General features: G+C 71.2%; 16 protein-coding genes. 7 read left to right on the top strand and 9 right to left on the bottom strand.

Annotation, left to right across the window (positions count from 1 at the left end; translation table 11 throughout):
• Positions 1 to 8: 8 nt before the first annotated feature.
• Positions 9 to 176, bottom strand: coding sequence for a hypothetical protein (locus ADK55_RS38590; RefSeq protein ID WP_159041428.1), 168 nt, complete (start codon positions 174 to 176; stop codon positions 9 to 11).
• Positions 177 to 292: 116 nt separating this feature from the next.
• On the opposite strand from ADK55_RS38590, the gene ADK55_RS16985 reads away from it, so the two are divergent.
• Positions 293 to 529: a hypothetical protein gene (locus ADK55_RS16985; RefSeq protein ID WP_053679592.1), complete on the top strand. Its 237-nt coding sequence runs from the start codon at positions 293 to 295 to the stop codon at positions 527 to 529.
• A 10-nt stretch (positions 530 to 539) separates the two neighbouring features.
• On the opposite strand, the gene ADK55_RS16980 is transcribed toward ADK55_RS16985, so the two are convergent.
• The 7 genes from ADK55_RS16980 to ADK55_RS16950 form a co-directional block, all read right to left on the bottom strand.
• Entirely contained in the window at positions 540 to 1,118 is a 579-nt protein-coding gene (locus ADK55_RS16980; protein ID WP_234350103.1) for an MscL family protein, read from the bottom strand.
• Between the two features lie 174 nt (positions 1,119 to 1,292).
• The gene (locus ADK55_RS16975) at positions 1,293 to 1,802 is read right to left on the bottom strand and encodes a hypothetical protein (protein WP_053679759.1); all 510 of its coding nucleotides are present in this window, start codon (positions 1,800 to 1,802) and stop codon (positions 1,293 to 1,295) included.
• Positions 1,803 to 1,957: 155 nt separating this feature from the next.
• Positions 1,958 to 2,515, bottom strand: coding sequence for a carboxymuconolactone decarboxylase family protein (locus ADK55_RS16970; protein WP_053679588.1), 558 nt, complete (start codon positions 2,513 to 2,515; stop codon positions 1,958 to 1,960).
• A gap of 383 nt (positions 2,516 to 2,898) precedes the next feature.
• The gene (locus ADK55_RS16965) at positions 2,899 to 3,732 is read right to left on the bottom strand and encodes an S-methyl-5'-thioadenosine phosphorylase (protein WP_053679586.1); all 834 of its coding nucleotides are present in this window, start codon (positions 3,730 to 3,732) and stop codon (positions 2,899 to 2,901) included.
• A gap of 77 nt (positions 3,733 to 3,809) precedes the next feature.
• Positions 3,810 to 4,103 (bottom strand): FmdB family zinc ribbon protein, encoded by a 294-nt coding sequence (locus ADK55_RS16960; protein ID WP_053679583.1) that lies wholly within the window; start codon positions 4,101 to 4,103, stop codon positions 3,810 to 3,812.
• A gap of 107 nt (positions 4,104 to 4,210) precedes the next feature.
• Positions 4,211 to 5,590 carry an MFS transporter gene (locus tag ADK55_RS16955; protein ID WP_234350087.1) on the bottom strand — a complete coding sequence of 460 codons (1,380 nt, stop codon included), beginning with the start codon at positions 5,588 to 5,590 and terminating at the stop codon, positions 4,211 to 4,213.
• Between the two features lie 440 nt (positions 5,591 to 6,030).
• Complete coding sequence (locus ADK55_RS16950; protein ID WP_078999016.1) at positions 6,031 to 7,533, bottom strand: potassium/proton antiporter; 1,503 nt, start codon at positions 7,531 to 7,533, stop codon at positions 6,031 to 6,033.
• A gap of 241 nt (positions 7,534 to 7,774) precedes the next feature.
• Here ADK55_RS16950 and ADK55_RS16945 point away from each other — a divergent pair, with 241 nt between their 5' ends.
• Positions 7,775 to 10,678 (top strand): penicillin acylase family protein, encoded by a 2,904-nt coding sequence (locus tag ADK55_RS16945; RefSeq protein ID WP_053679579.1) that lies wholly within the window; start codon positions 7,775 to 7,777, stop codon positions 10,676 to 10,678.
• Between the two features lie 10 nt (positions 10,679 to 10,688).
• Here ADK55_RS16945 and ADK55_RS16940 read toward each other — a convergent pair whose 3' ends face one another.
• A complete protein-coding gene (locus tag ADK55_RS16940) occupies positions 10,689 to 11,321 on the bottom strand; it encodes a 5-formyltetrahydrofolate cyclo-ligase (protein ID WP_053679577.1) in 633 nt (210 codons plus the stop codon).
• Between the two features lie 95 nt (positions 11,322 to 11,416).
• Here ADK55_RS16940 and galU point away from each other — a divergent pair, with 95 nt between their 5' ends.
• The 5 genes from galU (at position 11,417) to ADK55_RS16915 (ending at position 15,442) form a co-directional block, all read left to right on the top strand.
• Positions 11,417 to 12,319: a UTP--glucose-1-phosphate uridylyltransferase GalU gene (gene galU / locus ADK55_RS16935; protein ID WP_053679757.1), complete on the top strand. Its 903-nt coding sequence runs from the start codon at positions 11,417 to 11,419 to the stop codon at positions 12,317 to 12,319.
• 4 nt (positions 12,320 to 12,323) lie between these two features.
• A complete protein-coding gene (glp, locus tag ADK55_RS16930) occupies positions 12,324 to 13,664 on the top strand; it encodes a gephyrin-like molybdotransferase Glp (protein ID WP_053679574.1) in 1,341 nt (446 codons plus the stop codon).
• A gap of 73 nt (positions 13,665 to 13,737) precedes the next feature.
• Complete coding sequence (moaC, locus tag ADK55_RS16925) at positions 13,738 to 14,217, top strand: cyclic pyranopterin monophosphate synthase MoaC (RefSeq protein ID WP_053679572.1); 480 nt, start codon at positions 13,738 to 13,740, stop codon at positions 14,215 to 14,217.
• A gap of 50 nt (positions 14,218 to 14,267) precedes the next feature.
• Complete coding sequence (locus ADK55_RS16920; RefSeq protein ID WP_053679755.1) at positions 14,268 to 14,813, top strand: MogA/MoaB family molybdenum cofactor biosynthesis protein; 546 nt, start codon at positions 14,268 to 14,270, stop codon at positions 14,811 to 14,813.
• Positions 14,810 to 15,442: a GNAT family N-acetyltransferase gene (locus ADK55_RS16915; protein ID WP_078999012.1), complete on the top strand. Its 633-nt coding sequence runs from the start codon at positions 14,810 to 14,812 to the stop codon at positions 15,440 to 15,442. The genes ADK55_RS16920 and ADK55_RS16915 overlap by 4 nt, the downstream gene beginning before the upstream one ends.
• Positions 15,443 to 15,581 lie beyond the last annotated feature (139 nt).

The following is a 15,581-nucleotide window of genomic DNA, read 5'->3' as shown; positions in this document are numbered from 1 at the left end:
GCCGAGGGTCAGGGCCCGGCAGCGCGGGAGGCCGCGATACAGCAGTCCGAGATGGAGGCCGGCGCCGTCACCGGCTTCTCCTCGGCCGGCGCCGCATCCGGTTTCTTCTTCATCTCCTTCTTCATCCCCGCGATGTTCGCGGGGATGAAGATGACCAACGCGCTGTGGTTGTTCATCGGCTTCTACGCCACCTGTCTCGCCGTGTGCCAGCGGTTCCACGCCCGTGAGGGCGCGGAAGCCCCCAGCCGAGCGGGGCCGGAGGCGGGGGTCGGGGCGGCCGTACCCTGGAGCCATGAGTACCGCCCCCGCCTCCGACCCGCAGGACGCGCACCACGCGCCCGTGTCCACGCCCGATCCCGCGGCCCCTGCGGCCAAGCCGAAGCCGAAGGCCAGGATCGACTTCGACGACCCGCTGGACCGGCAGTCCTCGGACGACACCGACCGGGGATGGGGCGAGCGACCCCCCGCCGGCGGAAGCGCGGCCGACCTGGCCCGCTTCCTCGACGAGAAGCCCCCGCACCACGTCTGAGCGGGCGGGCTCAGAGCGAGCCGTCGCGCCCCTGCCCGTACCCCGGACCCTGGCCGTAGCCGGGGTTCTGCGCGTAGCCGGGGCCCTGCGCGTAGCCCGAGCCCTGGCCGTAACCCGGAGCCTGGCCCTGGCCCTGGCCCTGGCCCTGCCCCGCTCCACGGCCGTCGACCGCACCGGAGACGGACGCCGTGCGCTGTGCCACCAGGGTGTCCCGGATCTCCTTGAGGACCACCAGCTCGGTGATCTCCATCGTCTCCTGGACGCCTTCCCTGGCCTTGCGGCGCTGCTCGACCTTGGCGAGGTACTTCGCCATCGGCAGCACCATCAGGAAGTAGACGACGGCCGCGGTGATCAGGAAGGTCAGCGTGGCGTTCAGCACGGAACCCCACATGATGTTCACGCCGGTCGGCTCGCCCTTGGCGTTGACCCCACAGGTGTCCTTCAGACACGAGGAGTAGACGTCCAGGTTCTTCGTTCCGACGGCTCCGACCAGCGGGCTGATGATCCCCTTCACGATGGAGTTCACGATGTTCGTGAACGCCGCACCGATGACCACGGCCACCGCGAGGTCGACCACGTTGCCGCGCATCAGGAAGGCCTTGAAGCCTGCCAGGACGCTCTCCTTCTTGTTCTCGCTCACCACTGAGCCTCTCTTCACATCCACAAAACACGGAGCCAACGGTTCCGAAAGCTACGGCAGTACGGGCCGGGCGTGTCCAATCGGTCCTCACCTCAAGGTGACTTGATTGGGCGCGTGTGCGATTCAGCACAGGGTCACCGCCAGGCGTGACACACTGCCCACCCCCACGAGGGCCCGCGCGGTTTCCCGGGGCACGGACAGGACCACCAACGCCCCGCCGTCCCCGACACCCTGCTCGGGCTCCGGCACTTCGGCAACTCGGGCCGCCGTCGCCACCACCCGGGGCGGTCCCGCCCGCTCCGCCGCCACCACGTCCACCCGGTCTCCGGGGCGCAGCAGCCGCACGGTCGCCGCGTCCGCGATGCGCACGGGGGCCGACACCATCCGCACCACCGCGGGCGGTGGCTTCGCCTCGGGCGGCGCACTGCCCCGGGAGGCCCGCGCCTCCGTCCCGCCCGCGGTCAGCAGGGCCGCCACGACGGCCAGGCCGGCCGCGCCGACCCGCCGCCGACGTCGCAGGGCACGCCGCAGCCGGTCCCCGCCCCGCCCCACGCGGAGCGGCGGGAAGAGGGGGACGGGACGCGCGGGGGGACACGCGGAGGAGAGGGGAAGCCGGGAAGCAGTCCTGGACATGATGAACACCGCCGAATCGCTCGTGCGCCGATGTCCGGGCCGACGCCCGGACACCCCTCACGATCCGCCGCCCCGCCCGTCTGTGCTCGGGCCTGTGGACGATCCCCAGGTTGTGGACAACCCCGCCACCCCCACGGGGGACCGGCGCGCACGCTTCAGCCCGCGTTCGGGTTCCGGCAGGCCTCCGCGAACCCCTGGCTGGTCAGCCCGAAGGCGCTGTTGACGCGCGAGCGCCAGTTCTCCAGCGCGACCATCGCGGTGAGCTCCACGAACGCGGCCTCGCCGAGACGGGCGATCAGCTCGGCGGCCAGCGCGTCCGTGACGGTCGGCTCGGTCTCGGTCATGGCCTCGGCGTACTCCATGACCAGCAGTTCCGGCTCGGTGAAGACGTCACGGGCCTCGCGCCAGCGCGGCACGTTCCGGGCCTTCTCCGGGGACAGACCCTTCTCGTGCCCCTCCCAGTAGCCGAAGTCCACGCACCACGAGCAGTTGACGCGGGCCGCCGCCGCCATCACGGCGAGATGCTTCAACTGTCCGTCGAGAGCCCCCCACTTCGCCACCTGCCGTTCGAGGCGGACGTACGCGAGGAGGACGCGGGCGTTGTGCCCGTACGCGAGGCCGGGCGCGAGCACCTTGCCGTAGGCGCGGCGCGCGTACCAGGCGCCGAGGCGGTTGAGGAGGGTGCGGGGCGGGGTGAGCGAGATGCGCGGCATGGTGGTCGCCTCCTGTGCGGGACGGCCCCGATGGCCGGTCCTCCACAGCTCTGACCGCACAGCCCCGCGGAACGTGACACCCCGCCTCCCGCGAGCCCCACCGCGCCCACCGGAACGCCCGCCCGTCGAACCCGCGCCCCACGAGGGCCGAAGGTCCGCGCCCGTCGAATCCGCGCCCCACGAACGCCGCCGGTCCGCGCCTGGCAAACCCCGGCACACGGACCGCCTCCGGGACCGCCGGGCCCCGACTGCCCCGACTGCGCCGGCCACGTCATCCACGTCGGCCAAGGCGGCTACGTCGGCCAAGGCGGCTGGGCCGGCCACGTCATCCACGTCGGCCAAGGCGGCCACGTCGGCCACGTCGGCCACGTCGGCCAAGGCGGCTACGGCAGTTCGATGCCCAGGTCCCAGCCGTCGTGCGCGTGCGTGCACAGGCAGGCGCGGGACTCCGTCGGGGGCAGGGCCGCCACCGCGTCGAAGAGCACCTCGCGCAGGCGCCCGACGTTCTCGCCGAACACCTTGAGGACCTCGGTGTGGGACACGCCCTCGCCGGTCTCGGCGCCCGCGTCCAGGTCGGTCACCAGCGCCATGGAGGTGTAGCAAAGCCCCAGCTCACGGGCGAGGACCGCCTCCGGGTGGCCCGTCATGCCGACCACCGACCAGCCCGCCGCGGCGTGCCAGCGCGACTCGGCGCGCGTCGAGAACCGCGGCCCCTCGATGACGACCATGGTGCCGCCGTCCACGGGCTCCCAGTCCCGGCCGCGGGCCGCGGCCAGGGCCACGTCGCGGCCGACGGGGCAGTAGGGGTCGGCGAAGGTGGTGTGCACGACGTTCGGGACGCTGCCGTCGGGCAGCGGCTCCCCGTCGAAGAAGGTCTGGGCGCGGGTCTTCGTACGGTCGACCAGCTGGTCGGGGACGAGCAGTGTGCCCGGACCGTACTCGGCCCGCAGGCCGCCCACCGCGCAGGGGCCGAGCACCTGGCGGACGCCGACCGAGCGCAGGGCCCACAGGTTGGCCCGGTAGTTGATCTTGTGCGGGGGCACGGTGTGGCTGCGTCCGTGGCGCGGCAGGAAGGCCACCGACCGGCCGGCCAGCTCGCCCAGGTACAGGGAGTCGCTGGGAGGCCCGTACGGGGTCTCGACCCGCACCTCCGTGACGTCCTCCAGGAAGGAGTAGAAGCCCGAGCCGCCGATGACACCGATCTCTGCATTCGCCATGCGGTCAGCCTAACCGGGCATGCGTGAGGCCCCGCTGCCCTGAGAGGGCTGCGGGGCCTTACGGAAGACTGACGGGATCAGGCAGCCGAGGTGGAGCTGCCGCTTCCGGACGTCGAGGCGGCCGGGGCGGCGGCCGTCGAGGTCGTGGACGACGTGGACGCGGGCTTCGAGGCAGGGGTGCTGCTCGACGACGCGCCGCGGCTGTCGTTCCGGTAGAAGCCGGAGCCCTTGAAGACGATGCCGACCGCGGAGAACACCTTCTTCAGGCGTCCGTCGCAGTTCGGGCACACGGTCAGTGCGTCATCGGTGAACTTCTGCACGGCCTCAAGGCCCTCACCGCACTCGGTGCACTGGTACTGGTAGGTCGGCACGAATTTCCTCCTGGCACTCTGACTCAATGAGTGCTAACGACGCTCCATGGTGACGTATTCCGGCCGATCAGTCCACCGTCCTCGGCGCGCGGTGACCCAGGCCACGCTCAGACGGTGGTCAGATCACGCTGCCTGCCCCGCCGGGCGGCGGTGCCCGTGACGGTCTCCTCGTCGGTCGCGGAAGCGGTCTCGGGGTTCTCCGGGGCGTCGCCCGAGTCGGCCTCCGTGGCGCTCTCGTGGGTGGACGAGGCGTTCACGATCCGGCTCGGCGCCTGCGGTGCGAGCTTGGCCCGCAGGGCCAGCAGGGTGACCAGCGCCAGGGCGGTGGCCGCCAGCGGCACCAGGAAGCCGTACGAGGAACCGTGCGCGTCGGTCAGTCGGCCGGCGACGATCACCGCGATGGCCTGCCCGAAGGCGACCGCGCCGGTGAGCCAGGTGAAGGCCTCGGTGCGGGCGTTCGCCGGGATCAGCGACTCGACCATGGTGTAGCCGGTGATCAGGGCCGGGGCGATGCACAGTCCGACGAACAGGCCGAGCGCGGCCAGCGGGACCGTCGAGTCGGCGGTCCACAGCAGGGACGCGAAGGCGGTCAGGCCGATGTAGCCGAACAGCAGCCGGCGGCGCGGGCCGATCTTCCAGGCGATGGCGCCGCAGGCGATGCCGGCGATCATGTTGCCCGCGGCGAAGATGCCGTACAGCAGGCCGTTGGCGCCCGGGTTGCCGATCTCGTTGGAGAAGGCGGCCAGGGAGACCTGCATGCCGCCGAAGACGGCGCCGATCCCGAGGAAGGCGACGATCAGGACGCGCAGACCGGGGGAGGTCAGGGCCGAGACGCGCTTGGCCTCGCCGGTGACCTGGACGTGTGCCGGGGGCTGGGTCCGACGCTGCGCGGCGAACAGCAGTCCGCCGAGGAGGCTCAGGGTGGCCTCGGTGATCAGACCGGCGGCGGGGTGGATGCCGGTGCACAGGGCGGTCGCGAGGACCGGGCCGACGACGAAGGTGAACTCGTCGGTGACGGACTCGAACGCGGCGGCCGTCGGCAGCAGCGGGGAGCCCTCCAGCTTCGCGGCCCAGCGGGCCCGGACCATCGGGCCGACCTGCGGCACCGAGGCGCCGGCGGGGATCGCGGCGGCGGCGAGCGCCCAGACCGGCGCGCCGGCCAGGGCCAGCGCGGCCAGGCCGGTGACGGCGGCGGAGTGGATCAGTACGACCGGCAGCAGGACGGCGCTCTGGCCGTGGCGGTCGGTGAGGTTGCCCATCACGGGGGCGCACAGCGCCATGGAGATGCCGGTGACGGCGGCGACGATGCCGGCGTTGGCGTAGGAGCCGGTGGTGTGCTGGACGAGCAGCAGGATGCTGATGGTCAGCATGCCGAACGGCAGTCGGGCGGCGAAGCCCGGGAGCAGGAAGCCGAGGGCGCCGGGAGTGCGAAGGAGTTGTCCGTAGCCGGGGCGGGCGGACGTGTCGGTCGTGACCGCGGATGTCACGGCCTGGCCTTTCCGCTGCCTGGTAGAACTCCCCGACTGCGGACGATGCATCACCTTGTGAGCGATCGCACCCGTACATGTGGGAGCCCCGAGAGCTGTCCTCTTGCGCAGAACCGAGTGATACCTGGGCGCCCACTGCGGGAGGGTGCCACGGCCGCTTTGCGGTCGCGCCAGCTCTGCGTCAGGCAGAGTTGGTTCGATGTGGTGTGCCTTCATCGTACAGGGACATTCCCTATCACGCCCTGTGATTACGACGACAGGTGGTGCCTCCACCTGGGATTAACTGGAACTTCGCATTCCAGAACCCGTGAATATGGGGATTTGGCGGGGCATACTCCCCCGAAAATGGCCGAATTAGAACGTCGCTCTAACGTCGGCCTCGCGTGAAGCGTTCACTTTGGAGCCGCTCGAACGAACCCTCGCGCGCTCTCGTGTCGCCTTCACGCGTGTCCCTCACCCGTTCCGAGCCAGCCCGCGAGCTTGCCGCCCCGCGCCACCGCGCGCAGCCGCGCCTCCGCCGCGTCCCGCACCGGATCCGTGGCCACGACCAGCAGCTCGTCGCCGCGCCGCAGCACGGTGGAGGGCGCCGGTACGAAGCTCTTCGCGTCCCGGACCACCAGGGTCACCGAGGCCCCCGCCGGCAGACGCAGTTCGCCGACCTCCACGCCGTGCATCCGCGAGGCGGCCGGGATGGAGAAGGACAGCAGGTGCCCGCGCAGCTTCTCCAGCGGCGCCGACTCGATGCCCAGGTCGGCGGCGCTCTCGTCGGTGTCCCCGAGCTTCAGCTTGCGCGCGAGCCAGGGCAGCGTCGGCCCCTGGACCAGCGTGTAGACGACGACGAGCACGAAGACGATGTTGAAGACCCGATCGCTGCCCTCGATCCCGGAAACCATGGGGATGGTCGCCAGGATGATGGGCACGGCGCCGCGCAGGCCCGCCCACGACATCAGGGCCTGTTCCTGCCGGGGGAGGCGGAACGGCAGGAGGGAGACGAAGACCTCCAGCGGGCGCGCGACCATCGTCAGCACCAGCCCGATGATCACCGCCGGCCAGAAGTCATGGATCAGTTCGTGCGGGGTGACCAGCAGGCCGAGCAGCACGAACATGCCGATCTGCGCGATCCAGCCGAGTCCGTCGGCGAACCCGCGGGTGGCCGGCCAGTGCGGCAGCTTCGCGTTCCCGAGCACCATGGCGGCGAGGTACACCGCGAGGAAGCCGGAGCCGTGCGCCATGGCGCCGGCCGCGTACGCGGTGATGGCGATGGCCATCACGGCGATCGGGTAGAGGCCCGAGGCGGGGAGCGCCACGTGCCGCAGTCCGTACGAGCCGAGGAAGCCGACGGCCAGGCCGATCGCGGCGCCGATCGCCAGCTCCAGTGCGATCTTCCCGATCAGCAGGTACCAGGGGTCCACGGGGCCGACGGTCGCGAAGGCGACGACCAGGATGACCACGGGGGCGTCGTTGAAGCCGGACTCCGCCTCCAGCACACCCGTGATCCGGGAGGGGAGCGGAACCTTGCGCAGTACGGAGAAGACGGCGGCGGCGTCCGTCGAGGAGACGACGGCGCCGATGAGGAGGGCCTGCCGCCATTCGAGCCCGACGAGGTAGTGCGCCCCCGCCGCGGTGACGCCGACGCTGATCGCGACGCCCACCAATGACAGTGAGATCGCGGCCGGCAAGGCCGGTTTGATCTCTTTCCACTTGGTGCCCAGACCACCCTCGGCGAGGATCACGACGAGCGCGGCATAGCCGATGACCTGGGTCAGTTCGGCGTTGTCGAAGACGACGTTGCCGATCCCGTCCTGGCCTATCGCGATGCCTATGCCGAGGTAGATGAGCAGGCTGGGGAGGCCGCTGCGTGAAGAGATGCGTACCGCCGCGACGGCGACGAGCAGCACGAGCGAGCAGACCAGCAGGAGCTCATTGAGCGTGTGGACAGTCAGCGGGCGGCCCTTTCCTCAGAGCGCCCGCGGATCGACGGATCGTTCCTCCCGGGGCGCGTCCGGCAAGTACTTCGTTACCTTACCTAATCTTTGACGATTCCTTGACGCGATAGTCACATTGTGAATCGCCGTAACGGCCCTGTCCTCAGCAGCTCGACCCCTGGCGGATCATCGGACCCGGTCCTGCGCCTATGGTTGCTCCCAGCACTCCCAGGACCACCCTGCCCCTCTAAGGACAGCGATGCCCGCCAACGAAACCGGCCCTTCCGTCAAGAAGAAGGGACGACGCGCACGTCTGATCGTGCTCGTCATGGTCCTGGCGCTCTTGGCGGGCCTCGGCTACGGGGCTTACTGGAGCGTCGACAGCGTGCGCGCCTCCTTCCCCCAGACCACCGGCTCCCTGAAGGTCCCCGGCCTGACCGGGACCGTCGACGTCAAGCGTGACGAGCACGGGATCCCGCAGCTCTACGCCGACAGCGACGAGGACCTCTTCCGCGCCCAGGGATTCGTCCACGCGCAGGACCGCTTCTGGGAGATGGACGTCCGCCGTCACATGACGTCCGGGCGGCTCTCCGAGATGTTCGGCTCCGGTCAGGTCGAGACCGACGCCTTCCTGCGCACCCTCGGCTGGCGCCAGGTCGCGCAGGCCGAGTACGACACCAAGCTCTCACCGGAGACGAAGAAGTACCTCCAGGCCTACGCCGACGGTGTCAACGCGTACCTGAAGGGGAAGTCCGGCAAGAGCCTGTCCGTCGAGCACGCCGCCCTCAAGCTCAGTGACGACTACGCGCCCGAGCAATGGACCCCGGTCGACTCGGTGGCCTGGCTCAAGGCGATGGCCTGGGACCTGCGCGGCAACATGCAGGACGAGATCGACCGCTCGCTGATGTCGGGCAAGCTCTCGCCGCAGCAGATCAACGAGCTCTACCCGGCGTACCCCTTCGACCGGAACAAGCCGATCGTCGACGGCGGCGCGGTCACGGGCGGCAAGTACGCCCCGCAGGGCCAGGCGGGCTCGGGCAACGGCAGCGGTAACGGTTCCGGCAACGGCAACGGCAGCGGTAACGGTTCCGGCAACGGCTCGGGCTCGGGCGGTGGCTCCGCCAACGGCTCCGGCAACGGCGCGGGCACCGGCTCGCAGGCCTCCCTGAACTCGGGCACCACCACCGGCCTCGCCAACGACGCCACCGCCCAGGGCGCGAGCGTCGGCCTGCGCACCGGGCTGACCTCCCTCGCCAAGACCCTCGACCAGATCCCGGCCATCCTCGGCCCCAACGGCAGCGGCATCGGATCCAACTCCTGGGTCATCGCCGGCAAGTACACGACCACCGGCAAGCCGCTGCTGGCGAACGACCCGCACCTGTCCCCGCAGCTGCCCTCGGTCTGGTACCAGATGGGCCTGCACTGCCGCGCGGCCTCGCCCCGGTGCCAGTACGACGTCGCCGGCTACACCTTCTCGGGCATGCCCGGCGTGGTCATCGGCCACAACGCCGACATCGCCTGGGGCATGACCAACCTCGGGGCCGACGTCACCGACCTCTACCTGGAGCAGGTCAAGCCCGAGGGCTACCTCTACGGCGACAAGGTCGTCCCCTTCGTCACCCGCGAGGAGACGATCAAGATCGCCGGCGGTGGCGAGAAGAAGATCACCGTCCGCACCACGAACAACGGGCCGCTGGTCTCCGACCGCAGTGACGACCTCGCCGGCGTCGGCACCCGAGCCCCGGTGGCGAGCTCCGCCCCCGACCGCGGCAACGGCTACGCCGTCGCCCTGCGCTGGACGGCGCTGGACCCGGGCAAGTCGATGGACGCGGTCTTCAAGATCAACCGGGCCAAGGACTTCAACAGCTTCCGCGCCGCGGCGCGCGACTTCGAGGTCCCCTCGCAGAACCTGATCTACGCCGACAACAAGGGCCCCAACGGCAACATCGGCTACCAGGCACCCGGCCGCGTCCCGATCCGCACCACGGGCGACGGCCGCATGCCGGCTCCCGGCTGGGACCCGAAGTACGCCTGGAAGGGCGGCAAGGACGGCAACGCGGGCTACATCCCGCAGGACGAGATGCCGTGGGACCTGAACCCGGCCCGCGGCTACATCGTCACCGCCAACCAGGCGGTCGTCGAGAGCGGCACCGGCGCGGGGAAGTACCCGCACCTGCTCACCACCGACTGGGGATACGGCGCCCGCAGCCAGCGGATCAACGACCTCATCGAGGCGAAGACCAAGGACAACGGCAAGATCTCCACCGATGACATGCGGACCATGCAGATGGACAACAGCAGCGAGATCGCCGCGCTGCTGACCCCGATGCTGGCCAAGATCCAGATCTCCGACCCGGACGTGCGCTCCGCGCAGAAGCTGCTGGACGGCTGGAACTACACCCAGGAGCCCGACTCGGCGGCGGCCGCGTACTTCAACGCGGTCTGGCGCAACATCCTCAAGCTGTCCTTCGGCGACAAGATGCCGAAGGAGCTGCGGGTCGAGGGCAGCTGCATGAACGTCCGCGCGGAGAGCACGGGCCCGGTCGACGACCTCGCCGAGACGGTCCGCGAGTGCGGTACGCGCGGCCCCGACTCGGCGCAGCCCGACGGCGGCGACCGCTGGTTCGAGGTGGTCCGGCGCCTGGTCAAGGACGAGAAGTCGGCCTGGTGGCAGGCGCCCGCCGCGCGCAACAAGCCGGCCACCAAGACCCGCGACGAGCTGTTCGCGCGCGCCATGAAGGACGCCCGCTGGGAGCTGACCGCCAAGCTCGGCAAGGACCAGTCCACCTGGAGCTGGGGCCGCATGCACCAGCTGACGCTGAAGAACCAGACCATCGGCACCGAGGGCCCGGGCTACCTGCAGTGGCTGCTGAACCGGGGCCCCTGGAACCTGGGCGGCGGCGAGGCCACCGTCAACGCCACCGGCTGGAACGCCTCCAGCGGCTACGGGGTGACCTGGGTGCCGTCGATGCGGATGGTCGTGAACCTCAACGACCTGGACAAGTCCCGCTGGATCAACCTGACCGGCGCCTCGGGGCACGCGTACCACTCCCACTACACCGACCAGACGACGCTGTGGGCCAAGGGCGAACTGCTGGACTGGCCCTTCGGCAAGGCGGCCGTCGACAAGGCCACGGTCGACACGCTCACGCTGAAGCCGTAAGCGACACGGCTCAGAAACGGATCACCCCCGACGGGGTGGCCACCGCCTGAACGGGGTGGTCGTGCGGTTCCTCCGGGACCCGCGCGACCACCTCTTCGTCGTGGAGGAGCACGACGAGCGCGGGACGCGCCCCGGCCCGCTCCAGCCGTTCCAGCACCCGGTCGTACGAGCCTCCTCCGCGCCCGAGCCGCATGCCGCGCCGGTCCACGGCCAGCCCCGGCAGCAGGACGGCATCGGCCCCGGTGACCGCGTCCGGACCGAGGGGCGGCCCGGCCGGTTCCAGCAGTCGGATCTTCCCCGGGTGCGCGGCCTCGGCGAGGCTGTCGGGGCCCTCGTACACGGCCCAGTCGAGGTCGTTGTCGGGGAGCAGCAGGGGCAGCAGGACCCGCTTGCCGGCGGCCCGGAGCGCGTCGAGCAGTTCCCTCGTGCCGGGCTCGCCGCCGACGGAGACGTACGCGGCGACCGTGCGGGCGTCGGCGAGTTCGGGCAGTTCCAGGGCGGTGCGGGAGAGCGCGAGGGCCGCCGCGCGACGGGCCTCGGGGGACAGGGAGCGGCGGGCGGCGAGGAGTTCACGACGCAGAGTGGCCTTCTCGGCCACCGGGGCCGCCGGGTTTCGGGAGGGCTGTGACTGCTTCTCTACCACGGCTGACTCAACTATCCTTTCAAACCATCCGATAAGCGGTCTTATTTGTCGGAATCTGTCCTGGTGGTTCTGTAGGACCCACTATCGTGCTGCCCATGACTCAGTCGCACCCCGTGATCAAGAAGGCCGTCATCCCGGCCGCGGGCCTCGGCACTCGGTTCCTTCCGGCAACCAAGGCGACCCCCAAGGAAATGCTTCCGGTCGTCGACAAGCCGGCGATCCAGTACGTCGTCGAGGAGGCCGTCTCCGCCGGCCTGGACGACGTACTCATGATCACAGGACGCAACAAGCGCGCCCTCGAAGACCATTTCGACCGGAACTACGAGCTGGAATCGGCCCTCATCGCCAAGGGTGACGACGACCGTCTCAAGAAGGTCCAGGAGTCCAGCGACCTCGCGACCATGCACTACGTGCGCCAGGGCGACCCGCGCGGACTCGGGCACGCCGTGCTCTGCGCCGAGCCGCACGTGGGCCGCGAGCCCTTCGCCGTCCTGCTCGGCGACGACCTCATCGACCCCCGCGACCCGCTGCTGCGCCGCATGGTCGACATCCACGCCGAGACCGGCGGCACCGTCGTCGCCCTCATGGAGGTCGACCCCGCCAGCGTCCACCTCTACGGCTGCGCCGCCGTCGCGCCGACCGACGATCCCGACGTCGTACGGGTGACCGGACTCGTGGAGAAGCCGGACGCGGCGGACGCACCCAGTAATTACGCGGTCATCGGACGCTATGTCCTCAACCCGGCGATCTTCGGCATACTGCGGGAGACCGAGCCGGGCCGCGGCGGGGAGATCCAGCTCACCGACGCCCTGCAGAAGCTGGCCGCCGACGAGAGCGTGGGCGGCCCGGTGCACGGCGTGGTCTTCCGCGGCCGCCGCTACGACACCGGGGACCGCGGGGACTACCTGCGGGCCATCGTCCGTCTCGCGTGCGAGCGTGAGGACCTGGGCCCGGAGTTCCGCACCTGGCTTCACCGTTACGTCACGGAGGAGATGTAGCACCTTGACCAGTTCCGCACCGCAGGGCACCGATCACGACCGTCTGTGGTCGGTGGACGAGCACCTCGCGGACATCCTCGCCGCCGTCCGGCCGCTGGAGCCCATCGAACTCCAACTGCTCGACGCCCAGGGCTGTGTCCTGGTCGAGGACGTCACCGTGCCCGTCGCCCTCCCGCCCTTCGACAACAGCTCGATGGACGGGTACGCCGTCCGCACGGCCGACGTCCAGGGCGCGAGCGAGGAGTTCCCCGCGGTGCTGACGGTCATCGGGGACGTCGCCGCCGGCAGCGGTGAGCTGCCCACGGTCGGCCCCGGACAGGCCGCCCGCATCATGACCGGCGCCCCGCTGCCGCCCGGCGCGGAAGCCGTCGTACCGGTCGAGTGGACCGACGGCGGGACCGGTGGCGGTGCCGCAGTCGGCATGACCCCGGCCAGCTCCGCGCCCGAGGGCGCGGGCGGCGAGGTACGGGTCCACCGCGCCGCCGAGGCCCGGGCGCACGTCCGCTCGCGCGGCAGCGACGTACAGGCCGGGGACCTCGCCCTGGCCGCCGGCACGGTGCTCGGCCCGCCGCAGATCGCCCTGCTCGCCGCCATCGGACGGGGCACGGTGCGGGTGCGGCCGCGGCCCCGCGTGGTCGTCCTGTCCACCGGCAGCGAGCTGGTCCAGCCGGGCGAACCGCTGACCGCGGGCACCATCTACGACTCCAACAGCTTCGCGCTGGCCGCCGCCGCGCGCGACGCCGGGGCCATCGCCTACCGGGTCGGCGCGGTCGCCGACGACGCGGACACCCTGCGCTCCACCATCGAGGACCAGCTGGTCCGGGCCGACCTGCTGGTCACCACCGGCGGCGTCAGCGTCGGCGCGTACGACGTGGTCAAGGAGGCCCTGACCGCCGTGGCCGCCGGCGAGGACGACGTGGACGGCGGCGGCATCGACTTCCGCAGGCTGGCCATGCAGCCCGGCAAGCCCCAGGGCTTCGGCACCGTCGGCCCCGACCACACCCCGCTGCTGGCGCTGCCCGGCAACCCGGTCTCCTCTTACGTCTCCTTCGAGCTGTTCGTGCGCCCCGCCATCCGCACCCTGATGGGCCTGCCGGAGTCCGCCGTCAGCCGTCCGGTGGTACGGGCCGAACTCAAGGCCGACAAGGCCATCGGCTCCCCGGCCGGCCGCCGGCAGTTCCTGCGCGGCGCGTACGACCCGCGGAGCGCGACGGTCAGCCCGGTCGGCGGATCCGGGTCGCACCTGATCGCCGCGCTGGCGCACGCCGACTCCCTGATCGTCGTACCGGAGGACGTCACCTCGGTGGAGCCGGGGGCCGAGCTGGAAGTGGTCCTGCTCGGCTGAGGTGCCGCGGGTGCGGGTAGCGTGTTGCACCACACAGGCCCTTGCGGGGCCCGGAGCGGGAGCGGCACCAGATATGAGCACGCAGAGCAGGCTGACGCACATCGACGAGGCCGGCGCGGCCCGGATGGTGGACGTGTCGGCGAAGGACGTCACCACCCGGACGGCGCGAGCCAGCGGACGGGTCCTCGTCTCCCCCCGGGTCGTCGAACTGCTGCGGGGCGAGGGCGTACCGAAGGGCGACGCCCTCGCCACCGCGCGGATCGCCGGGATCATGGGCGCGAAGAAGACCCCCGACCTGATCCCGCTCTGCCACCCGCTGGCCGTCTCGGGCGTGAAGGTGGACCTGAGGGTCGCCGACGACGCCGTCGAGATCCTCGCCACCGTGAAGACCACGGACCGCACGGGCGTCGAGATGGAAGCGCTCACCGCGGTCGCGGTCGCCGGACTCACCGTGATCGACATGATCAAGGCCGTCGACAAGGGCGCCGTCATCACGGACGTCCGGGTGGAGGAGAAGACCGGCGGCAAGTCGGGCGACTGGACCCGCGCGTGAACGCCCCGCGCGGCGGCGAGGTCCACAGCCACCTGAGCCACGTACCACCGGTGGCGGGCGAGGCCTGGGCGGCACGGCCCGACGCCCCCGAGGCACCGCCCGTGACGCGCGCGCTGGTGGTCACCGCCTCCAACCGCGCCTCGCAGGGCGTGTACGCCGACAAGGGGGGCCCGCTGCTGGCCGAGGCACTGGGCGCGCTCGGCTTCGCCGTGGACGGCCCGCGCATCGTCCCGGACGGGGACCCCGTCGAGCAGGCGCTGCGCGAGGGCGTGGCCGCCGGATACGACGTCATCCTGACCACCGGCGGCACCGGCATCTCGCCGACCGACCGGACCCCCGACGCCACCGCGAAGGTCCTCGACTACGAGATCCCCGGGATTCCGCAGGCCATCCGCGCGGAGGGCCTGGCGAAGGTGCCGACCGCGGCGCTGTCCCGGGGGCTGGCGGGGGTCGCGGGCCACACGCTGATCGTGAACCTGCCCGGCTCCACCGGCGGGGTCCGCGACGGCCTCGCGGTGCTGTCCCGGATCCTGCCGCACGCCGTGGACCAGATCCGGGGTGGCGACCACCCGAGACCGTCGGGGAGCGCGAGCTGAACGGCCCGTCCTGGCCCGTGGTGCTGACGGACGGCGACGTCACGCTGCGGCCGATAAAGCTGCGGGACCAGCGCGCCTGGCGCGAGGTCAACCGCCGCAACCGCGAGTGGTTGCGGCCGTGGGAGGCCACGATCCCGCCGCCCGCGCCGTGGGGGCCGGTGATCCACCGGCCGACGTACCGTCAAATGGTGCGCCACCTGCGGGCGGAGGCGAACGCGGGGCGGATGCTGCCGTTCGTCATCGAGTACCAGGGGCGGCTCGTCGGCCAGTTGACGGTCGCCGGGATCACCTGGGGCTCGATGTGCGCGGGCCACGTCGGCTATTGGGTGGACCGCGACGTGGCGGGGCGCGGGGTGATGCCGACGGCCGTCGCGCTCGCCGTGGACCACTGCTTCGCGAAGGTCGGGCTGCACCGCATCGAGGTGTGCATCAGGCCGGAGAACGGGCCCAGTCGACGGGTCGTCGAGAAGCTCGGATTCCGCGAGGAGGGCGTGCGACCGCGCTACCTCCACATCGACGGGGCGTGGCGGGACCACCTGGTCTTCGCGCTCACGGTGGAGGAGCTCCCCGAGGGGCTGCTGAGCCGTTGGCACCGGACGGCCGGGCACCGCGGAGCCCCGCCGAAATAGTCGAATCGCAAACGCGTTCGAATTCCGCGCGGATTCGCCCATAACCTGATCCGAAGAATCACAAAAAAAGTCCGTGATATCAGCGAGATCGTGCGACACACCGGCTCAATTGGCTGATCCGCCGGCCCGCGCCCCTCTA

This window comes from Streptomyces sp. WM4235 (genome assembly GCF_001279725.1).
Classification (GTDB): domain Bacteria; phylum Actinomycetota; class Actinomycetes; order Streptomycetales; family Streptomycetaceae; genus Streptomyces.
This window is presented reverse-complemented; position numbering and strand designations above follow the sequence as displayed.